Source organism: Egibacteraceae bacterium (genome assembly GCA_040905805.1).
Taxonomy (GTDB): domain Bacteria; phylum Actinomycetota; class Nitriliruptoria; order Euzebyales; family Egibacteraceae; genus DATLGH01.
This window is the reverse complement of sequence record JBBDQS010000093.1, coordinates 70,190-86,822: the sequence shown is the minus strand read 5'-3', so window position 1 is coordinate 86,822 and position 16,633 is coordinate 70,190. Positions and strand designations below refer to the sequence as shown.

General features: G+C 73.7%; 17 protein-coding genes. 8 read left to right on the top strand and 9 right to left on the bottom strand.

Annotation, left to right across the window (positions count from 1 at the left end):
- Positions 1-853 (bottom strand): S-layer homology domain-containing protein (locus WD250_10465; protein MEX2620632.1); only part of this gene is annotated, 853 nt, incomplete at its 3' end.
- Between the two features lie 279 nt (positions 854-1,132).
- Between WD250_10465 and WD250_10460 the strand changes: the two genes are divergently transcribed.
- A complete protein-coding gene (locus WD250_10460; GenBank protein ID MEX2620631.1) occupies positions 1,133-1,486 on the top strand; it encodes a winged helix-turn-helix domain-containing protein in 354 nt (117 codons plus the stop codon).
- 10 nt (positions 1,487-1,496) lie between these two features.
- On the opposite strand, the gene WD250_10455 is transcribed toward WD250_10460, so the two are convergent.
- The gene (locus WD250_10455; GenBank protein MEX2620630.1) at positions 1,497-2,345 is read right to left on the bottom strand and encodes a sulfurtransferase; all 849 of its coding nucleotides are present in this window, start codon (positions 2,343-2,345) and stop codon (positions 1,497-1,499) included.
- Positions 2,346-2,413: 68 nt separating this feature from the next.
- Positions 2,414-3,172 carry an endonuclease/exonuclease/phosphatase family protein gene (locus WD250_10450; GenBank protein ID MEX2620629.1) on the bottom strand — a complete coding sequence of 253 codons (759 nt, stop codon included), beginning with the start codon at positions 3,170-3,172 and terminating at the stop codon, positions 2,414-2,416.
- Positions 3,173-3,255: 83 nt separating this feature from the next.
- Here WD250_10450 and WD250_10445 point away from each other — a divergent pair, with 83 nt between their 5' ends.
- A complete protein-coding gene (locus tag WD250_10445) occupies positions 3,256-3,729 on the top strand; it encodes an ATP-binding protein (protein MEX2620628.1) in 474 nt (157 codons plus the stop codon).
- A 16-nt stretch (positions 3,730-3,745) separates the two neighbouring features.
- Here WD250_10445 and WD250_10440 read toward each other — a convergent pair whose 3' ends face one another.
- Together WD250_10440 and WD250_10435 are read right to left on the bottom strand one after the other, a co-directional pair.
- Positions 3,746-4,048 carry a hypothetical protein gene (locus WD250_10440; protein MEX2620627.1) on the bottom strand — a complete coding sequence of 101 codons (303 nt, stop codon included), beginning with the start codon at positions 4,046-4,048 and terminating at the stop codon, positions 3,746-3,748.
- Positions 4,049-4,247: 199 nt separating this feature from the next.
- Entirely contained in the window at positions 4,248-4,658 is a 411-nt protein-coding gene (locus tag WD250_10435; protein ID MEX2620626.1) for a hypothetical protein, read from the bottom strand.
- A gap of 135 nt (positions 4,659-4,793) precedes the next feature.
- Here WD250_10435 and WD250_10430 point away from each other — a divergent pair, with 135 nt between their 5' ends.
- From WD250_10430 to WD250_10405, 6 genes are all read left to right on the top strand, one after another.
- Entirely contained in the window at positions 4,794-6,254 is a 1,461-nt protein-coding gene (locus tag WD250_10430) for an AAA family ATPase (GenBank protein MEX2620625.1), read from the top strand.
- Positions 6,251-8,206, top strand: a complete 1,956-nt coding sequence (locus WD250_10425; protein ID MEX2620624.1) for a VWA domain-containing protein — start codon at positions 6,251-6,253, stop codon at positions 8,204-8,206. Before WD250_10430 ends, WD250_10425 begins: the two co-directional genes overlap by 4 nt.
- Positions 8,207-8,323: 117 nt before the next feature.
- Entirely contained in the window at positions 8,324-9,217 is an 894-nt protein-coding gene (locus tag WD250_10420) for a YtxH domain-containing protein (protein MEX2620623.1), read from the top strand.
- Between the two features lie 159 nt (positions 9,218-9,376).
- The gene (locus WD250_10415) at positions 9,377-11,557 is read left to right on the top strand and encodes an AAA family ATPase (GenBank protein ID MEX2620622.1); all 2,181 of its coding nucleotides are present in this window, start codon (positions 9,377-9,379) and stop codon (positions 11,555-11,557) included.
- A gap of 51 nt (positions 11,558-11,608) precedes the next feature.
- A complete protein-coding gene (locus WD250_10410; protein ID MEX2620621.1) occupies positions 11,609-12,052 on the top strand; it encodes a hypothetical protein in 444 nt (147 codons plus the stop codon).
- 55 nt (positions 12,053-12,107) lie between these two features.
- The gene (locus tag WD250_10405) at positions 12,108-12,323 is read left to right on the top strand and encodes a hypothetical protein (protein ID MEX2620620.1); all 216 of its coding nucleotides are present in this window, start codon (positions 12,108-12,110) and stop codon (positions 12,321-12,323) included.
- Between the two features lie 43 nt (positions 12,324-12,366).
- Here the strand turns inward: WD250_10405 and WD250_10400 are convergent, their stop codons facing one another.
- The 4 genes from WD250_10400 to WD250_10385 all read right to left on the bottom strand — a co-directional run bounded on the left by WD250_10400 (position 12,367) and on the right by WD250_10385 (position 16,504).
- Positions 12,367-12,783 carry an ATP-binding protein gene (locus tag WD250_10400; protein ID MEX2620619.1) on the bottom strand — a complete coding sequence of 139 codons (417 nt, stop codon included), beginning with the start codon at positions 12,781-12,783 and terminating at the stop codon, positions 12,367-12,369.
- 59 nt (positions 12,784-12,842) lie between these two features.
- Positions 12,843-13,268 (bottom strand): hypothetical protein, encoded by a 426-nt coding sequence (locus WD250_10395; GenBank protein ID MEX2620618.1) that lies wholly within the window; start codon positions 13,266-13,268, stop codon positions 12,843-12,845.
- Positions 13,269-13,391: 123 nt separating this feature from the next.
- A complete protein-coding gene (locus tag WD250_10390; GenBank protein MEX2620617.1) occupies positions 13,392-14,354 on the bottom strand; it encodes an L-threonylcarbamoyladenylate synthase in 963 nt (320 codons plus the stop codon).
- A gap of 326 nt (positions 14,355-14,680) precedes the next feature.
- The gene (locus WD250_10385; GenBank protein MEX2620616.1) at positions 14,681-16,504 is read right to left on the bottom strand and encodes an acyl-CoA dehydrogenase; all 1,824 of its coding nucleotides are present in this window, start codon (positions 16,502-16,504) and stop codon (positions 14,681-14,683) included.
- Between the last annotated feature and the right edge of the window lie 129 nt (positions 16,505-16,633).

The window sequence follows — 16,633 nt, the reverse complement described above, 5'->3', positions numbered from 1 at the left end:
TGTTGGGGCAGTAGCGGCTCCCGTCGGCGGTGCAGCCTTGGGTGATGCCGGCGTCGGCGACGGCGGCGATGCCGGCGGCGTGGGTGCTGCCGGCGGTCACGTCAGCAAACGTCGCCGTGCCGGCGGGCAGGTCCAGGGCGCGGTCGAGGAAGGTGGCCATCTGGGCGCGGGTGACGGGGTTGTTGGGGCAGTAGCGGCTCCCGTCGGCGGTGCAGCCTTGGGTGATGCCGGCGTCCACGAGCCAGTCGATCGCGGCGGCGTGGGTGGAGCCCGGCTGCACGTCGGTGAAGCCGTCTGGCGCCGCGTCGAGGTCGGCGCACTGGCCCTCGGTGTCGCCGTGCACGGTGTTGCCACCGCCGGTCGGGGCGGGGTTGTTCGACTCGCACTGCAGGTTGCCGTCGATCACGTTGTCGGTGATGGTCACGCCGCCGGTGTTCTGGTTGACCTGCAGGTTGCCGCCGATGTCGTTGCCGTCGGCGCTGAACAGCCCGCTGTTGGACTCGAACTGCACATCGCCGACGATGGCCGAGGACTGCACGGTCGCGCCGCCGCCGACCTGCGTCGCCGTGACGCTGACCGCGCCCGCATCGTTGTTGTCGTCTTGGATGTTGCCGTCGATGGACGCCTCGCTGACGGTCAGCTGCGCGCCCGGCTCCACGAGGACGTTGCCCTCCACGGTGGTGCCGTTCAACGTGCACGCGGCACCGGCCGGCACGGTGACGCTGCCGTCGACCGTCTCCGCCCCGATCGTGCCGGTGCAGGAGCGGTCGTGGGCGGCCGCAGGCGCGGCGGTGAGCCCGACGGCGAGTACCGCGAGGGCCAGGAGGCGGGTGACGGCGAAAGGCGTCTTCATCGAGGTGTCCCCAGTCGCTGGTGTGTGGTGGCATCCGGCGACGGACCCGAATGCTGAGCGCAAGCGTCGGCCTGGCAAGCCGTTGGGTGCAGCGTTCTGTGACCGGGTCGACCGCGTCGTGGAGGTCTTCCTGGGCGGTCGCTGCGCGACCGCCACACCCGGCCGCCGATCCCTTCGAACCCGGAGACACGCCATGAGCCGGATCCTCATCGCCGAGGACGAGTCGCGGATCGCCTCGTTTTTCGAGAAGGGCCTGCGCGCCAACGGCTTCACGCATCGGTGGCGGCGGACGGCGCCGAAGCGCTGCGCGTGCGCCTGGGAGGCGACGCCGCCGTGGAGGAGACCGTGCTGCGCCACGGCGCCGTCGCCCTTGACCTGCGCACCCGGCGGGCGCGCGTGGCCGACCGGGAGGTCGACCTGACGGCCCGCGAGTTCACGCTCCTCGAGACCCTTCTGCGCCACCCGGGACAGGTCCTCAGCCGTGAGCAGCTGCTCAGCCACGTCTGGGGCTACGACTACGACCCCGGCTCCAACGTCGTCGACGTCGACGTCGGCTACCTGCGCAAGAAGCTGGGCGGGCAGGCCATCAGCACCGTCTGCGGCATGGGCTACCGCCTGGAGCTCGTGTCATGACCGCGGAGCCCTACCGCTCGACGGGCACGTCCACCAGGGAGCCGTACTCGGTCCACGAGCCGTCGTAGTTGCGGACGCGCTCGTAGCCGAGGAGCTCGTGGAGCACGAACCAGGAGTGCGCGCTGCGCTCGCCGATGCGGCAGTAGGCTACGACGTCCTTGTCGGGTGTGACGCCCTGGGCGGCGTAGAGGTCGCGCAGCTCGTCGGTGGGCAGGAACTCGCCGGTCTCGTCGTTGACGGCCTTGCCCCACGAGATGTTGGCGGCGCCCGGGATGTGGCCGGGCACCTGCGCCGACTCGTTGGGCAGGTGCGGCGGCGCGAGCACCTCACCGGCGTACTCGGCGGGGGAGCGCACGTCCACCAGGGCCGTGCCCTCGGGCGCGCCGAGGTAGCGCTCGAGGATGTCCGCGCGACGGGCGCGCAGCTCGGTGTCGGGCTCCGAGGCGGTGTAGCCGGTGGTGGGCTCGCGCGTGGTCGGCGCGCTGGTCAGCTCCCGTCCCTGCTGCTCCCAGAGCTTGCGGCCGCCGTCCATGAGGCTGACCCGGTCGTGTCCGTAGATCCTGAAGTACCAGTAGGCGTAGGCGGCGAACCAGTTGTTGTTGCCGCCGTAGAGCACGACGTGGGTGTCGTTGGTGATGCCGTGGGCGTCCATGAGCTGCTCGAAGCCGGCCTTGTCGAGAAAGGTCCGGCGCACCGGGTCCTGCAGGTCCGCCCGCCAGTCCAAGCCCACGGCGCCGGGGATGTGGTCGCGGTCGTATGCGCTGGCGTCCTCGTCGACCTCCACGATGACGACGGCGTCGTCGTCGAGGTGGCTGGCGACCCAGTCGGTCGTGACGAGGGCGTCGGGTTTGGCGGGCATGGTGTCGCTCCCCTGTTGAAACGTTGTGCGCGTGGCGTGTGCCGTCGCGCGCCCGCCAGCCTAGACCCTCACGGCAGGTCGATGGTCGCGACCAACGGCAGGTGATCGCTCGCCCCGGCGGGCCCCACGACGGCGTCGCGGACCCGCAGGTCCTTGGTCACCACGATCTGGTCGGGCTGGCGGCGCGGTGACCAGGCGGGGTGGGTGGGGCCGCCGTGGGCGTGGCGCCACCCCCCGCCCAGGGCCATGCGGACCGCATGGACCGGCAGGTTCAGGTCGCCGGCCAGCACCGTCTCGCCCTGGGCCGCAGCGATCGCCGCGACCCGGCGCAGCTGGGCGAGACCCCGCCACGGCAGGTAGGACAGGTGCGCCGTCGTCACCGTGATCGCCCCGTCGGGGACCGCCACCTCCGCGCTCAGGGCGACGCGGGGTTCGCGGTCCCACCCCGGGCGGCCCAGCGTGGCGCGACGGGTGCGCCGTCCGGCCCGGCCGCCGGGGAGCTGGTGGCGGACGACGCGCCTGAGCGGGTAGCGCGACAGCACACCGACACCGTAGGCGCCGCCGCCCGGGTCGCGGGCCCCCACGGTCGTCCACGCGGTCTCGGGATCGCCGAGCAGGGCCGGCGCGAACGCGTAGGTCCAGGCGAGCTGGTCGGCGAGCCACGCGACCTGGTGGACGCCGCCGCTGCGCTCCAGGCCGCGGTCCGCCTCCTGCACCGCGACCACGTCCGCCTGCAAAGCCGCGATGGTCGTGACCGCGGCGCCCAGGTCGGGCAGCCCGGAGCGGGCGGACATGCCGTGCAGGAGGTTGTAGGTCGCGATCCGCAAGGTCGTCAGGAGGTTGCCGAACGCCGGTTAGGTGAATCCCGCGCGTGGGATCCTACTGGCAACTCGACCGAGCGGAACGGATCATGGATCGCGAAGGAGCGGCGCAGAAGGTGCTCCTCACACTCACGCTCCAGCTGCCCCGCGACAGCCGGTTCGTGGGCCTGCTGCGCCACGTCGCGACCTGCGTGTTCGAGGACGTGGGGGCGCCCCAGGAGGCCGCGGACGACATCCGCCTGGCCTTGTCGGAGGCCTGCGCCAACGCCGTGCGCCACGCGGTGGGGTCCAATGCCTACTCCGTGGTGTTCACCATCGACACCGCCGGCTGCACGATCGACGTCTTGGACCTCGGCCCGGGGTTCGCGTTCCCGAGCGCCGGCCCCGACGACGCGGTGCCCGACGCGGACACCGAGACCGGGCGGGGCGTCATGCTGATGCGCGCGCTCGTCGACGACCTGCAGTTCGCCCGGGAGGACGACGGCACCACCGTGACCCTGCGCAAGTCCTGGCCGGACGCCGGGGTCTCCCTGACCATGGAGCCCAGCAACCAGACGCCGTAGCCCACGGCGCGCCGCCTTAGTCGAACAGGTCGATCACGTCGAGCAGATCGACGGGGGCGGCTGCTTCTCTGGGGCCCGGGCGGTTGCGCAGCAGCGCGGCCAGCAGGGCGACGAACACCAGCACCGGCAGGGTCAGGTCCTCGGGCAGGGAAATGTCGGCGCGGCGTGTGAGGGGATGGCGCGGGACGATCGAGCCGACCCGCTGCCCCCGCGCGGCGACCAGGCAGCGCCGACCCTTCCGGACCACCTGGAGCACGCGCCCGTCGACTTGGACCTCGAAGCCGTTGCCCAGCGCGCTGGACTTGCTTGCGCGGGCCACCCGCACGCCCTCGTGCATGAGCGTGTACGGGCCAGGGGGGTGGGCTGGCCCGGCGACGCGCCTGGGGAGGTGGCCTGGCCACGCGGCCACGGCCAGGGGGGTGCGCTGGCCCGGCGACGCGCCTGGGGAGGTGGCCTGGCCACGCGGCCACGGCCAGGGGGGTGCGCTGGCCCGGCGACGCGGCCGGCTACATGCAGCGTTAGTGGAGCGGCTCGCGATGGGTGCGCAGCACCTCGGCGAAGGCGGTCTGGACGGGGCCCATCGCCAGGCTGAAGGCCCGATCCGACCGCTCCGCCAGGCTGCGCCACCAGTGCGGATGGCGCTCGATGACGGCTTGGGCGACCAGGAAGTCGGCGGTTGGCTCAGCCGAACCGTCCCCGGCCACCACCCCCACCGCGCGGTAGCCGAGGGCCTCGAGGGCGTCGGCGTCGCGGGCGGCATCGGGCGTGGAGAACGACACGGTCACGTCGCTGTCCTCGGGGACCGCCGGGAACCTGGCCCACGCGCCGGCGGCCGGCACCATCACCCGCAGCAGCACACCGTCGGGCGGGCGTGGGGGCGGCCCACCGCGATTGCGCGCAGCGCGGTTGCTGGTGACGGTCATCGGCACGTCCGGACTCTGTCTGTCGCCATGGGGGGATCCATTGTGCAGGGGGGGACCCCGAGAGTCACGGACCCTCGACCGCAGCGCGCCCGGCCGTGAGCGGGTAGACCTAGGGCCTGCGCCCGAGCGAGGGGAGCGACCATGAGCGATCGTCCGGCCACCGTCGGGGCACTGCGGGCCTCGGGCTATCCCGATCGCACCGTCAAGCAGGAGCTGGCGGCCAACGTCGCCGCGCGCCTGCGTGGCGGCCGATCGGTCGTGCCGGGCCTGGTCGGCTTCGACGACACGGTCCTGCCGGCGCTGGAGACCGCGCTGCTCGCCGGCCACGACCTCATCCTGCTCGGCGAACGCGGCCAGGCCAAGAGCCGGATCCTGCGGGCGCTGCCCGCCCTGCTCGACGAGGCGGTGCCCGTGATCGCGGGCAGCGAGGTGCACGACCACCCGTATCGCCCGTTCTCCCCGGCGGCCAGGGCGCTGGTCGCCGAGCACGGCCAGGACACGCCGATCGCGTGGATCGGACGCGACGAGCGCTTCGCGGAGAAGCTGGCCACCCCCGACATCGCGGTCGCGGACCTGATCGGTGACGTGGACCCGATCAAGGTCGCCGAGGGCCGCTACCTCGCCGACGAGCTGACGATCCACTTCGGCCTCATCCCTCGGCACAATCGGGGGATCATCGCCATCAACGAGCTGCCCGACCTGGCGGAGCGCATCCAGGTGGCCCTGCTGAACGTCATGGAGGAGCGCGACGTCCAGGTGCGCGGGTACAGCCTGCGCCTGCCGCTGGACCTGCTGGTGGTCGCGACCGCCAACCCCGAGGACTACACCAACCGGGGGCGGATCATCACACCGCTGAAGGACCGCTTCGGCGCCGAGGTGCGCACCCACTACCCCATGCGCCTGGCCGACGAGGTGGCGGTCGTGGAGCAGGAGGCCCGCGTGCTGGCGGACGCGGTGACCGTGCCCGCGTTCATCGCCGAGGTGCTGGCGGCGTTCACCCGCGCCCTGCGCACGGCCGCGGAGGTGAACCAGCGCTCCGGCGTGAGCGTGCGCTTCTCCACGGCCAACTACGAGACGGTCGCCGCCAGCGCCGCCCGGCGCGCGGCCCGCACCGGCGAGGACCACGCCGTCGCCCGCCCCGCCGACCTCGGTCAGGTGCTGTCCGCCGGCGCGGGCAAGATCGAGTTCGAGACCTTCGAGGAGGGTCGGGAGCCCGAGATCCTCGAACGCCTGCTGCGCCGGTGCCTGCTGGAGGTTTTCCGTCGCCGCACCGCCGGGCTGGACCTGTCCGGCCTGGTCGCCAAGTTCGACGAGGGGTTGGCGGTCGAGACCGGCGACCTGGTCAGCGCCGAGGACCTGCTCGGCCAGCTCGACGAGATCCCCGGGCTGGGCCAGCTGCTCGCGGCGCTCAGCCGCCCCGCCGGGGACGCGCACCCCGGCGCGGAGGGCGCGCTCACGGAGAGCCCCGCGCTGGCGGCCGCGGTGCTGGAGTTCGCCCTCGAGGGCCTGCACCTGTCCCGCAAGCTGGACCGCACCGAGGTCGGCCCCGGGGCCTTCCGCTACGGCCGCCCGGCCGCCGACAGCGGCACGGAGCCGGCGTGAAGGCCCGCTACGCCCGGTGGAGCGGCACCCAGGACCCGTTCCCCGCAGCCGTCTCCGCCGACGCGGTCATGGAGGGGGTCAGCGACGACCTGCTCGCGGGCTACAGCCCTGACCAGGCCCTGTCCCGGCTGCTGCGCCGTGGCCTGTCGGGCACGGACGGCCTGCGCGACCTGCGCCGGCGCGTGGAGGAGGCCCGCCGCCGGGAGCTGGAGCGCATGGGGCTCGAAGGCCCGCTGCGCCGGGTCGAGGAGCGCCTCGGGCGGATCATCGACCGGGAGCGCACCGCCCTGGACTTCTCGGCGGATGAGGCCGCCGCGGCCTTGCGGCGCGACCAGCTCGACCAGCTGCCGGCCGACACCGGCGCACGCCTGGCCGCCCTGGGCGACTACGACTGGGCCGACGCGCAGGCGGGCGCGGACTTCCGCGCCCTGGTGGACGACCTGCGCCGGGACGTGGCCGAGGCGACGTTCGGGCGGCTGGCCGGCTCGATCGGCTCCATGTCGGGCACCGACCTCGAGCGCACCCAGGACCTGCTCGCGGACCTGAACGCCATGATCGCCGCCCGGGAGCGCGGCGAGGACGTCACCGACGACTTCGCCCGCTTCCGCGGGCGCCACGGGGATCTGCTGCCCGGCGAGTTCGAGACGCTGGACGATCTGCTCGGCGAGCTGGCCCGCAGGATGGCGGCGATGAGCCAGCTGATGGCCGGCCTCGAACCCGACCAGCGGGCCCAGCTGGAGGCGATGGCCGGGCAGCTGCTGGGCGACCTCGATCTCGCGTTCCAGGCGTCGCAGCTGGCGCAGGCACTGCGGCGCCTCTACCCCGAGCTCGGGTGGAACGAGGGCGTCGCCGGCGCCATGCCCGGCGGGCGCGACACCGCTTCGCTCACCGCCACCGTGGACTGGGTCGAGCACCTGCGGGCCTACGAGGACCTCGCGGTGGCGTTGGGGCAGGCCTACCCGGGGGCGCGTCTGGAGGACATCGACGAGGAGGCGCTGCGCCGGGCCCTGGGTGAGGACGCCGCGCGCTCCCTGCGGGCCCTCAGGGAGATCGAGCGGGTGTTGGAGGAGGCCGGCGCGGCCCAGCGCCGCGGCGGCACCCTGGAGCTGACCAGCCGGGGCGTGCGCCGGCTGGGAGAGCGGGCGCTGGCGCGCATCTTCGAACGGGCGGCCGCCGGCCCGGTGGGGACCCATCGCGCGCAGGGCGCCGGCGGCGACGGGGAGCTGACCGGGTCGACGCGGCCCCTGGCCCACGGCGACCCCTTCCGCCTCGACGTCGCCCGCACCCTCTACAACGCCATCGCCCGCGGCGGCAGGCCACGCGCGGGGCCCGGCGTGCGGTTGGATGCCCAGGACTTCGAGCTGGCCGAGGCCGAACGGCGCGTGCGGGCCACCACCGTGCTGCTGCTGGACATGAGCTTCTCGATGCCGCTGCGCGGCAACTGGATCCCCGCGAAGAGGGTCGCGCTGGCCCTGCACTCGCTGATCGCGTCGAAGTTCCCCGAGGACCGCTTCTACGTCGTCGGGTTCAGCGACTACGCCCGGCGCCTGGCGCCGCGCGACCTCCTGACGACCGGCTGGGAACGGGTGTACGGCACGAACATGCAGCACGCGTTCATGATCGCGCGCCGGCTCCTGGCCGCACATCGGGGCACGGAGCAGCAGGTGATCATGGTGACCGACGGCGAGCCCACCGCCCACCTGGAGGGCGAGGTGCCCTACTTCGCCTGGCCGCCGGAGGCGACCACGCTGCGCTACACCATGGCCGAGGCGGCACGCCTGGCGCGCACGGGCGCGACCCTGAACGTCTTCCTGCTGGACCACGACCCCGGCGCGGCCGCGTTCGTCGAGCGCATGGTGTCGGGCTACGGGGGGCGCATCTTCTACCCCGACCTCGCCGACCTCGGTCAGGTGGTGGTGCACGACTTCCTGCGTGGCCGCCGCGCCGCGTAGGATCCACCCAGTCGGACGCCGCCCGCGCCTCGCGCACGGGCGCGTTTCCACCGGGCCGGCCGGGGGCAGGTAGGTTGCAGGCATATGCGGGTGGGCAATCGGCAACAAGGAGGAGCCATGGCCAGCGCCAAGGCGAAGGCTGCAAAGCAGCTCGCCAAGACCAGGACGGGCCGCAAGGCAGCCAGCAGAGGCAGTGCGTTCGCGCTGCGGTCACCGGCGACGCGCCGGGCCGCTGCCGGAGCGGCGAAGCACCGCGCCACCGACCTGGCCGACCAGGCGCGTGCGCAGGCGCGGGAGGCCGGCTTGGACGAACGGGCCGCGGAGCTGGCCGAGCGGGCGAGCGAGCTCGCCGAGCGGGTGCGCGACTCCGACGCCTACGCCAAGGCGCAGGCCAAGGGCAGCGAGCTGGCCGACCGCACGCGCGCGCGATTGAAGGAGGCCGAGCTGGAGGAGCGTGCCGCGGAGCTGGCCGAGCGGGTGCGCAGGTCCGACACCGCACAGCAGGCCGTCGCGACCGCGCAGCGGGTCAGCGACCAGCAGCTCGACCGCCTCGGTGGGTGGCTGTCGCAGGGCAAGACCGCCGAGAAGCTCGGCGTGCAGCCCGCCAGGCGGCGGTTCCCGGTGTGGCTGGCCCTGCTCATCGGGGCCGGCATCGGCTACCTGGTCGGCACCCTGACCGCGCCCAAGCGCGGTGACGAGCTGCGCCACGAGCTGCTCGCGCAGGGCAGCGAGTTCAAGGACGACCTGGCCACGACCGCCGGGCGCATCCAGCAGGACACCGCCGACATGGCCGCCCCACCGGCGCAGAAGCCGATCGCCGACGAGATCCGCACGCGTCTCGGTGAGGACCCCCGGACGGCCGGGCTGCCCAAGCTGAACGTCAACGTCGCCGAAGGCACCGTCTTCGTGCGCGGCAGCCTGCCGAGCGGCTTCGACGAGGGTGCCATCCGCGAGGTCATCACGAGCGTCCCCGGTGTCGAGGACATCGACCTGCAGCTCACCAGCGCCTAGACGCCGCCGCGGACCGGCCGCGTCGAGACGGCCCACCCGGCGGTGGGCCGTCGTGCTGTTCGGGCGCCCGGGTGCCGGGCGTCAGCCGGCCCCGGGTCGACGTCCACAGGGCCGCGCGGGCCGTCGTGTCGCCGAGCGGTGGCTGGCAGACTGCGGAGCATGGATGCCGACGGCCTGTTGGGCGAGGAGGAGCTGACCGGCGAGGTCGCCGCGGTCGTCTTCACCAACGCCGCCACCGGGTTCGGGGTCGTGGAGCTGGCCGGCGACGGGGAGCGTCGGGCAGCCGGTCCGTTGGCGAACCTGGTCGCCGGGCAGCCCGTGCGCCTGGTCGGTCGCTGGACCGAGCACCAGCGCTACGGCCCGACCTTCCGGGCGGTGTACTACGAGCAGGACCGGCCCCGCAGCGCCGACGGGCTGGTGGCGTTTCTGTCCTCCGACCGGTTCCCCGGCGTGGGCGAGACACTGGCCGGTCGGCTGGTGGCCGCGTTCGGCCTGGACCTGGCCACCATCGTGGCCGAGGAACCCGCACGCCTGGCCGCCGTGCGGGGCGTGTCACCGACGTTGGCGGACGCGATCGCGGATGGGTGGCGGGCCGCCGGCGCGCTCGCCGACCTGGTGCAGGAGCTCGGCGCCGTGGGGGTGGCGGCGGCGGCGGCGGCCAGCGTGCACCGCGCCTTCGGCGACGAGGCCAGCGCACTGCTGGCCGCCGACCCCTACCGGCTGCTTCAGGTCCGCGGGGTCGGCTGGGAGCACGCCGAGGCCCTGGCCGGCGCGCAGGGGCTCGACCGCCTCGATCATCGCCGGCTGGTCGCCGGCGTGCGCACGGCACACCGCGAGTCCTGTCGCGCCGCTGGGCACGTCCTGCTCGAGGACGCCGACCTTGCGGCGGCGTCGGGCCGGCTGCTCGGCGTCGCCCGCCCCGACACGGAGCGGGCGATGGCCGCGACCGCCGCGTCCGGCGACCTCGTCACCGAGGAGCGCGACGGCGGCCGGTGCTGGTACACGCCGGGTGACCTCGCCGCGGAGCGCGACCTCGCCGCGGCTCTCGCCCGCCTGCACACCGCCCGGTCCCGGGTGGCGGGTCCGGCCGGCTCGTGGGAGCCCGACGCGGCGCTCACCGCCGAGCAGCAGGCCGCGGTGCGCGCCGCGCTGACCGCCCCGGTGTCGGTCCTGACCGGCGGGCCCGGCACGGGCAAGACCCGGACGGTCGTCGAGGTCGTGCGGGCGTGCGAGGCCGGCGACCTGCGCGTGGCGTTGTGCGCGCCCACCGGCCGAGCGGCCAAACGCATGGAGGAGCTGACCGGGCGTTCGGCCAGCACCATCCACCGGTTGCTGGAGGCGCGCGGCGCCCCCGGCTCCGGGTTCGTGTTCGGCTACGGCGACCAGCGCCGGCTGCCGCACGACCTCGTCGTCGCCGACGAGTGGTCGATGGCGGACCTGCGCCTGGCCGCTGCCCTGATCCAGGCGGTCAGTGACGGCGCCCACCTGCTGCTCGTGGGGGACGCCGACCAGCTGCCGTCTGTCGGTCCGGGCGCGGTCCTGCGCGACCTGCTCGACGAGCGCTCCGCCACCCTGGTGCGTGCGACCCGCCTGACCGTGATCCACCGGCAGGCAGCCGCCAGCCGGATCGTGACGCTGGCCCACGAGGTGAACGCCGGCGAGGTGCCGCCGTTGCAGGGCAACATGGGCGACGTGTTCGCGGTGGACGAGCGCTCGGAGCGCGTCGCGGACCGCGTGGCGGAGATCGTCGCGGTCCGCGCACCGGCCCACTTCGGGTGCACGCCGGCCGACGTGCAGGTGCTCGCCCCGATGTACCGCGGGCCGGCGGGCGTGGACCGGCTGAACGAGCGCCTGAAGGAACGGCTGAACCCCGCTGCGGGTCGCCGCCCGGTCGCGGGCTGGCACGAGGGGGACCGGGTGGTGCAGACCCGCAACGACGCGGAGCTGCAGGTGGCCAACGGCGACATCGGCGACGTCGTCGCCACCGACCCGAGGGAGCGCACGGTCGAGGTGGTCTTCCCCTACGGCACCGTGACCTTCGACGCCGACCGGGCGAGCGACCTGTCGCCGGCCTGGTGCCTGACCGTGCACAAGTCGCAAGGCGGCGAGTGGCCGGTCGTGGTGCTGGTGCTCGACGCCCGGCACAAGCCGATGCTGTGGCGCGAGCTGCTGTACACCGCGATCACCCGCGCCGCCGACGGGCTGCTCCTCGTCGGTGCCCCGGGACTGGTCGCGGCGGGGGCCCGGCGGACCGGCTCGGGCACCCGCCATCGCCGCACCGCCCTGGCGGCGCGCCTGGCTGCCGCCGGGGCGTCCGAAGGTGGTTCAGGCGGGGGGTGACCGTGTCGAGCCATACTGGTGGGAGGGATTGGCACGACGAGAGGTGGGCCGGTGAGCGTGACACGCTTTCACTCGCAGCCGCTGCCGCGGGAGCTCGACCGGGAGCTGCGCAGACGCCTCGTCGCGGCGCACCGGGAGGACCCGCTGGCGGTGGACGCCCGCCGCACGGTGCGCCGGGTCGCCGCCCTCGCCGCCGACCTCGGCATGGCGGTCACCGTCTATCGGGGTGGGCTCGATCTGCACGGCTCCGAGGTCGACCACGTGTGGCTCGACGTCGATGGGCGGGTCATCGACGCGGCGTTCCCGCTGTTCGTGGACCGCTTCGTGGAGGTGCTGCGCCGGTTCGTCGCCGGTGATGCCTCAGCCGAGGAGCTCGCCGCGGCAGCGGCCGGCGCCAGCGTCGAGGAGCGGGTCCTCGGGCTGTTTCCGACGCGGACCGGCTACCTCGGGCGGCCCGTCTGGAGCCAGGCCCGTGCCACCGGCCGTCACAGCTGAGCCGGCGGATCGTTGATCTGGCGAGACGATCCGGCGACAGCAGGAGCCACAGCCCGTGGAGCAGACACCGCGCCTGACCAGCATCACCGGGGTGAGCCGAGCCCTGATCACCACCTTGGGGGTCGACGATGCGGTCGGTGTCCTCGTCCGGCAGTTCGGGTGGGACCTGGCCTTCAGTGCGCTCGCGCGAATCGATGGCGCGGCGGGTGCCAGCGGGATGTGGCGAGCGGTGGAGGGGCTCGTCTGCGACGCCGACGCCGCCCAGGGATAGGCGCGTCGGCCCTGCCCAGGGATAGGCGCGTCGGCGCCTGGGCTCACACCACCGGGGTGTCGGTGGCGTCGAAGGCCGCCCAGACGGTCTTGCCCGGCTCGTGGAGCGTGGTGCCGCAGCGGTCGGCGATGGCCTCGACCAGCCCGACCCCGCGACCGGTCAGCGCCAGCTCCTCAGGCTGGCTCCGGTGCGGGACGCCCGACCCGACGTCGTCGACCTCCACCAGCAGGTGCCCGACGTGGCAGGTGGCCCGGATCCTGAACGCGGCGCCGGTGTGGACCACCGCGTTGGTGGCCAGCTCGCTGACCACCAGGGTCACGCGGTCCACGAGATCCTCTGCGGCATAGCCCACCAGGCCGGCCACGCAGTGGCGGGCGGCCGCCACCGCGGCCGGGTCGCGGGGCAGGTGCAGCTCGATGGCCGACAGGACTGCCCCGTGCAGGGTCTGGGAGGGAGACATATGGACAAGCCTGCCCAACCCGGTCCCTTGCTACGCAACCCCGCCGCAGCGCCGAGACGTCAGTGGTCGGCAGAGCAGCGGTGGCCGGCGGCCAGGACCCGGCCGCACAGGTCCGCTACCGGACCCTCGGTGCTGAACCAGCAGCGCCCGCTGGCGTGCTCCACCCGACGGCAGAAGTAGACGGCACCCGCGGCGTCGCAGAGCGCATGGAGGTAGGCGGCGGCGAGGTCCGCGGGCTCGCCGCGGGCGGTCTCGCCGCTGTCGGGCACGTCGGCCATGGACAGCTCGGCGACCAGGGTCGCGGCGTCCGACGGGCACGCGTCGGCGGCGCCGGTCGAGGCGGCGACCGTCCGCGCACTGTTGACCAGACGGATGACGAGGAGGCGGGCGGCGAGGATCTGGTCGGGGGGCCACGCGCCGTCGGGCTCGACGGTGAGCGCGCCCATCCGGCGGAGCCAATCCGTGTCGACCGCCACGCGGCTCATCTGAGGTCTTCTCGCCTTCTCTCCTGCGGCGCTGGGGTCAACGCCGGCAACCTGCTGTGCTCACAGTAGTCCTGTCGGCTGCCCGGGGCCTGGAGGTAAACCTGTCCCTGTGGACAGGTCCGGCTAGCGGGCGGTGGCACGGCGCAGGCGGTCCATGACCGCGCGGCCGATGCCGGTCTCCGCCACGGCCTCGACCAGGACGATGTCGAGCCCGTGGATCTCGGCGGTCCGCAGGGCTTCGTAGAGCAGCCTCGCCAGGGCCGCGGGGCCGTCGATGATCGCGAGGGTGGTCACCCCCTCGGGTGCAGGCTCGCCCGCCACCAGACCGACCCGCAGGCCGTTGCGTGCCAGCGCGGCGGCCCGGTCGGGGCCGTGACCGGCCGGTACGATCTCCACCGGGCACGACGGCGCGTAGTGGCGGTAGCGGGTGCCGGGGGAGGCGGGGGAGCCGACGGCGTGCGCGGCGTCACCCAGCGCCTCCCGCGTGACCGCGCCCTCCCGCAGGATCACCGGCGCCCGGCCGCGGGCGTCCACGACGGTGCTCTCGATCCCGATGGGGCACGGGCCCGCGTCCAGCACCAGGGCGACCGGCTCGTGGTCGAGGTCGGCGACCACGTGCGCGGCGGTGGTCGGCGAGGGGCGCCCGGACCGGTTGGCGCTGGGCGCGGCGACCGGCACAGCCGCGGCACGCAGGAGCGCCAGGGCCACGGGGTGGTCGGGGACGCGCACCGCGACGGTCCTGAGATTCCCCGTGGTCACCGCCGGCAGGTGCGCCGCGGCGTCCAGGACGAGGGTGAGCGGGCCGGGCCAGAACCGCTGCGCGAGCTCCAGCGCCAGCGGGGAGACGCGGGCGGTGACCTCGTGCAGGCCCGCCAGGTCCGCCACGTGGACGATGAGGGGGTTGTCGGCCGGTCGGCCCTTGGCGGCGAACACCGCGCGCACCGCATGCTCGTCGCGGGCATCCGCCCCCAGCCCGTAGACGGTCTCCGTCGGGAACGCCACCAGGCCCCCGGTACGCAGGATGTCAGCCGCAGCCGCGATCGCCGCGTGGTCGGGCCGCTCAGGGTCGACGCGCACCACCTCCATATCAACTCCTCCATGGCGGTTGCTGCGCGACCGCCACACCCAGCACAGCGGAGAATCGGCCTGGCAGGCTCGGGCGATTGACGTTTCGGCCCCTCATGCCGCCTTCGGCGGCACCCCGGAGGATGAGCATCCGGCCGAAACCGGGCGGCCGGCGGCCTGCTGCCCGCGGACGTGCGGGGTTACCGACGGGTAGATGGGGGCTCACCGACATATCTGTCGCTCCGACCCAATCTACCGCTCGGTAACCTTCGTCGGCCACCCGGGAGGTGGTCGCGTCGCCCGGCCACATGCCCGGCGGCGGTGGTGCTTCTTGCAGGCGAGCGGGGTCAGAAGGCGGCGTCGTCCATCTCCATGACGCCGAGGTCGGTGCCCTCGATGACCGCCCGGCGGGCCGCCATCTGCGGGAGGACGTCGGCGGCGAACCAGCGCGCGGCCGCGACCTTGCCCTCGTAGAAGGCTCGGTCGGCCGGCGACGGGTCGTCGTCCAGCGCGCGTAGCGCGATCTCCGCCTGGCGCAGCAGCAGCCAGCCCACCACCAGCTCGGAGAGGGCGAACAGGAAGGAGGTGGTGGTCAGCCCGATCTTGTAGATGGACTCGCCGAGGAAGCCCACCATCGCGCCGAGCATGCCCTGCACGTCGGTGAGCGCGGTCCCGAGGCGAGCGCGCTCGGCGGCGAGCGCGCCGTTGCCGGTGTCGCCCTTGGCGAACTCGGTGATCTCGGTCAGCAGGGCGGTGAGCGTGGCGCCCTGGTCCTTGCCGATCTTGCGGAAGAACAGGTCCATGCCCTGGATGCCGGTGGTGCCCTCGTAGAGCGTGTCGATCTTGGCGTCGCGGATGTACTGCTCCAGGGGGTAGTCCCGGCAGTAGCCGGAGCCGCCGAGGATCTGCAGCGACTGGGCCAAGAGCTCGTAGGACTTCTCCGAGCCGTAGCCCTTGACCAGCGGCAGCAGCAGGTCGTTCAGCCGCTCCAGGGGCTCGGCGTCCTCGGTGCCCGGTCCTGCGATCTGGATGCGGTCCTGGATCGATGCGGCGTACATCACCATCGCGCGCATGCCCTCGACGTGGGCCTTCTGCTCCATCAGGCTGCGGCGCACGTCGGGGTGGCGGATGATCTCCACACGGGGGGCGTTGCGGTCGGTGGCCTGGGCCAGGTCGGGTCCCTGGACGCGCTCCTTGGCGTAGGCCAGGGCGTTCAGGTACCCGGTGGACAGGGTGCCGATGGCCTTCGTGCCGACCAGCATGCGGGCGTACTCGATGACCTTGAACATCTGGCGGATGCCGTCGTGCACCTCGCCGACCAGCACCCCGCGCGCCGGAACGGACTCCCCGAAGGTGACCTCGCAGGTGGCCGACGCCTTCAGCCCCATCTTGTCTTCGATGTTGGTGACCACGGCCCCGTTGCGCTCGCCGAGGGACCCGTCCTCGTGCACCCAGTACTTCGGCACGATGAACAGGCTCAGGCCCTTCGTGCCCGGCCCGCGGAGGGGTTGGTGGTCGGGTCCGACTGGCCGCGCCAGCACGAGGTGGATGATGTTGTCGGGCCAGTCGAAGTCGCCGTTGGTGATGAAGCGCTTGACGCCGGTGAGGTTCCAGGTGCCGTCGCCGTTGTCGGTGGCCGACGTGCGTCCCGCCCCCACGTCGCTGCCCGCGTCGGGCTCGGTCAGCACCATCGTGCCGCCCCACCGTTTCTCGACGGTGGGCACGACCCAGCGCTGGCGCTGCTCGTCGGTGACGAGCTCGTCGACGATGGCCGCGAAGAACGGGCCGGCGGCGTACATGAGCGCGGCGGGGTTGGCGCCGAGCAGCATCTCCATGGCCGCCCACCGCAGGCTCGGCGGGGCCCCGTAGCCGCCGAGGTGCTCGGGCAGGTCCATGCGGTACCACTCGCCGTCGAAGTAGGCGTCGAGGGTCTTGGTCAGCGCGGCGGGCAGGGTCACCTCGCCATCGGCGAGCGTCAGGGGCGTGCGGTCGGCCTCGACGAAGCTGTCGGCGAACGGGCCGGAGGCCAGCCGTTCCACCTCCGACAGCACCCCGCGGGCGGTGTCGGCATCCATCTCCCGAAACGGCCCCGAGCCCATGTGCTCGTCGGTCCGAAAGACCTCGAAGAGGTTGAACTCGATGTCGCGCAGGTTGCTCTTGTAGTGCCCCATCGCCGACCTCCAGGGTCTCCGGCGGCTGATAAGTTACCCGCCAGTAATGTTACTCGGCGGTAACAACAGCTGCAACCGGTTTCGGCCGCCCGGCGACCGCACTGTGTCGGGGGGGGGGGGGGGGGGGGG

Excerpts from the sequence above, each read along its gene's own strand:
- WD250_10455 (MEX2620630.1), bottom strand. The coding sequence starts at position 2,345 with ATGCCCGCCAAACCCGACGCCCTCGTCACGACCGACTGGGTCGCCAGC.
- WD250_10445 (MEX2620628.1), top strand. The coding sequence starts at position 3,256 with ATGGATCGCGAAGGAGCGGCGCAGAAGGTGCTCCTCACACTCACGCTC.
- WD250_10430 (MEX2620625.1), top strand. The coding sequence starts at position 4,794 with ATGAGCGATCGTCCGGCCACCGTCGGGGCACTGCGGGCCTCGGGCTAT.
- WD250_10420 (MEX2620623.1), top strand. The coding sequence starts at position 8,324 with ATGGCCAGCGCCAAGGCGAAGGCTGCAAAGCAGCTCGCCAAGACCAGG.
- WD250_10415 (MEX2620622.1), top strand. The coding sequence starts at position 9,377 with ATGGATGCCGACGGCCTGTTGGGCGAGGAGGAGCTGACCGGCGAGGTC.
- WD250_10400 (MEX2620619.1), bottom strand. The coding sequence starts at position 12,783 with ATGTCTCCCTCCCAGACCCTGCACGGGGCAGTCCTGTCGGCCATCGAG.
- WD250_10395 (MEX2620618.1), bottom strand. The coding sequence starts at position 13,268 with ATGAGCCGCGTGGCGGTCGACACGGATTGGCTCCGCCGGATGGGCGCG.
- WD250_10390 (MEX2620617.1), bottom strand. The coding sequence starts at position 14,354 with ATGGAGGTGGTGCGCGTCGACCCTGAGCGGCCCGACCACGCGGCGATC.
- WD250_10385 (MEX2620616.1), bottom strand. The coding sequence starts at position 16,504 with ATGGGGCACTACAAGAGCAACCTGCGCGACATCGAGTTCAACCTCTTC.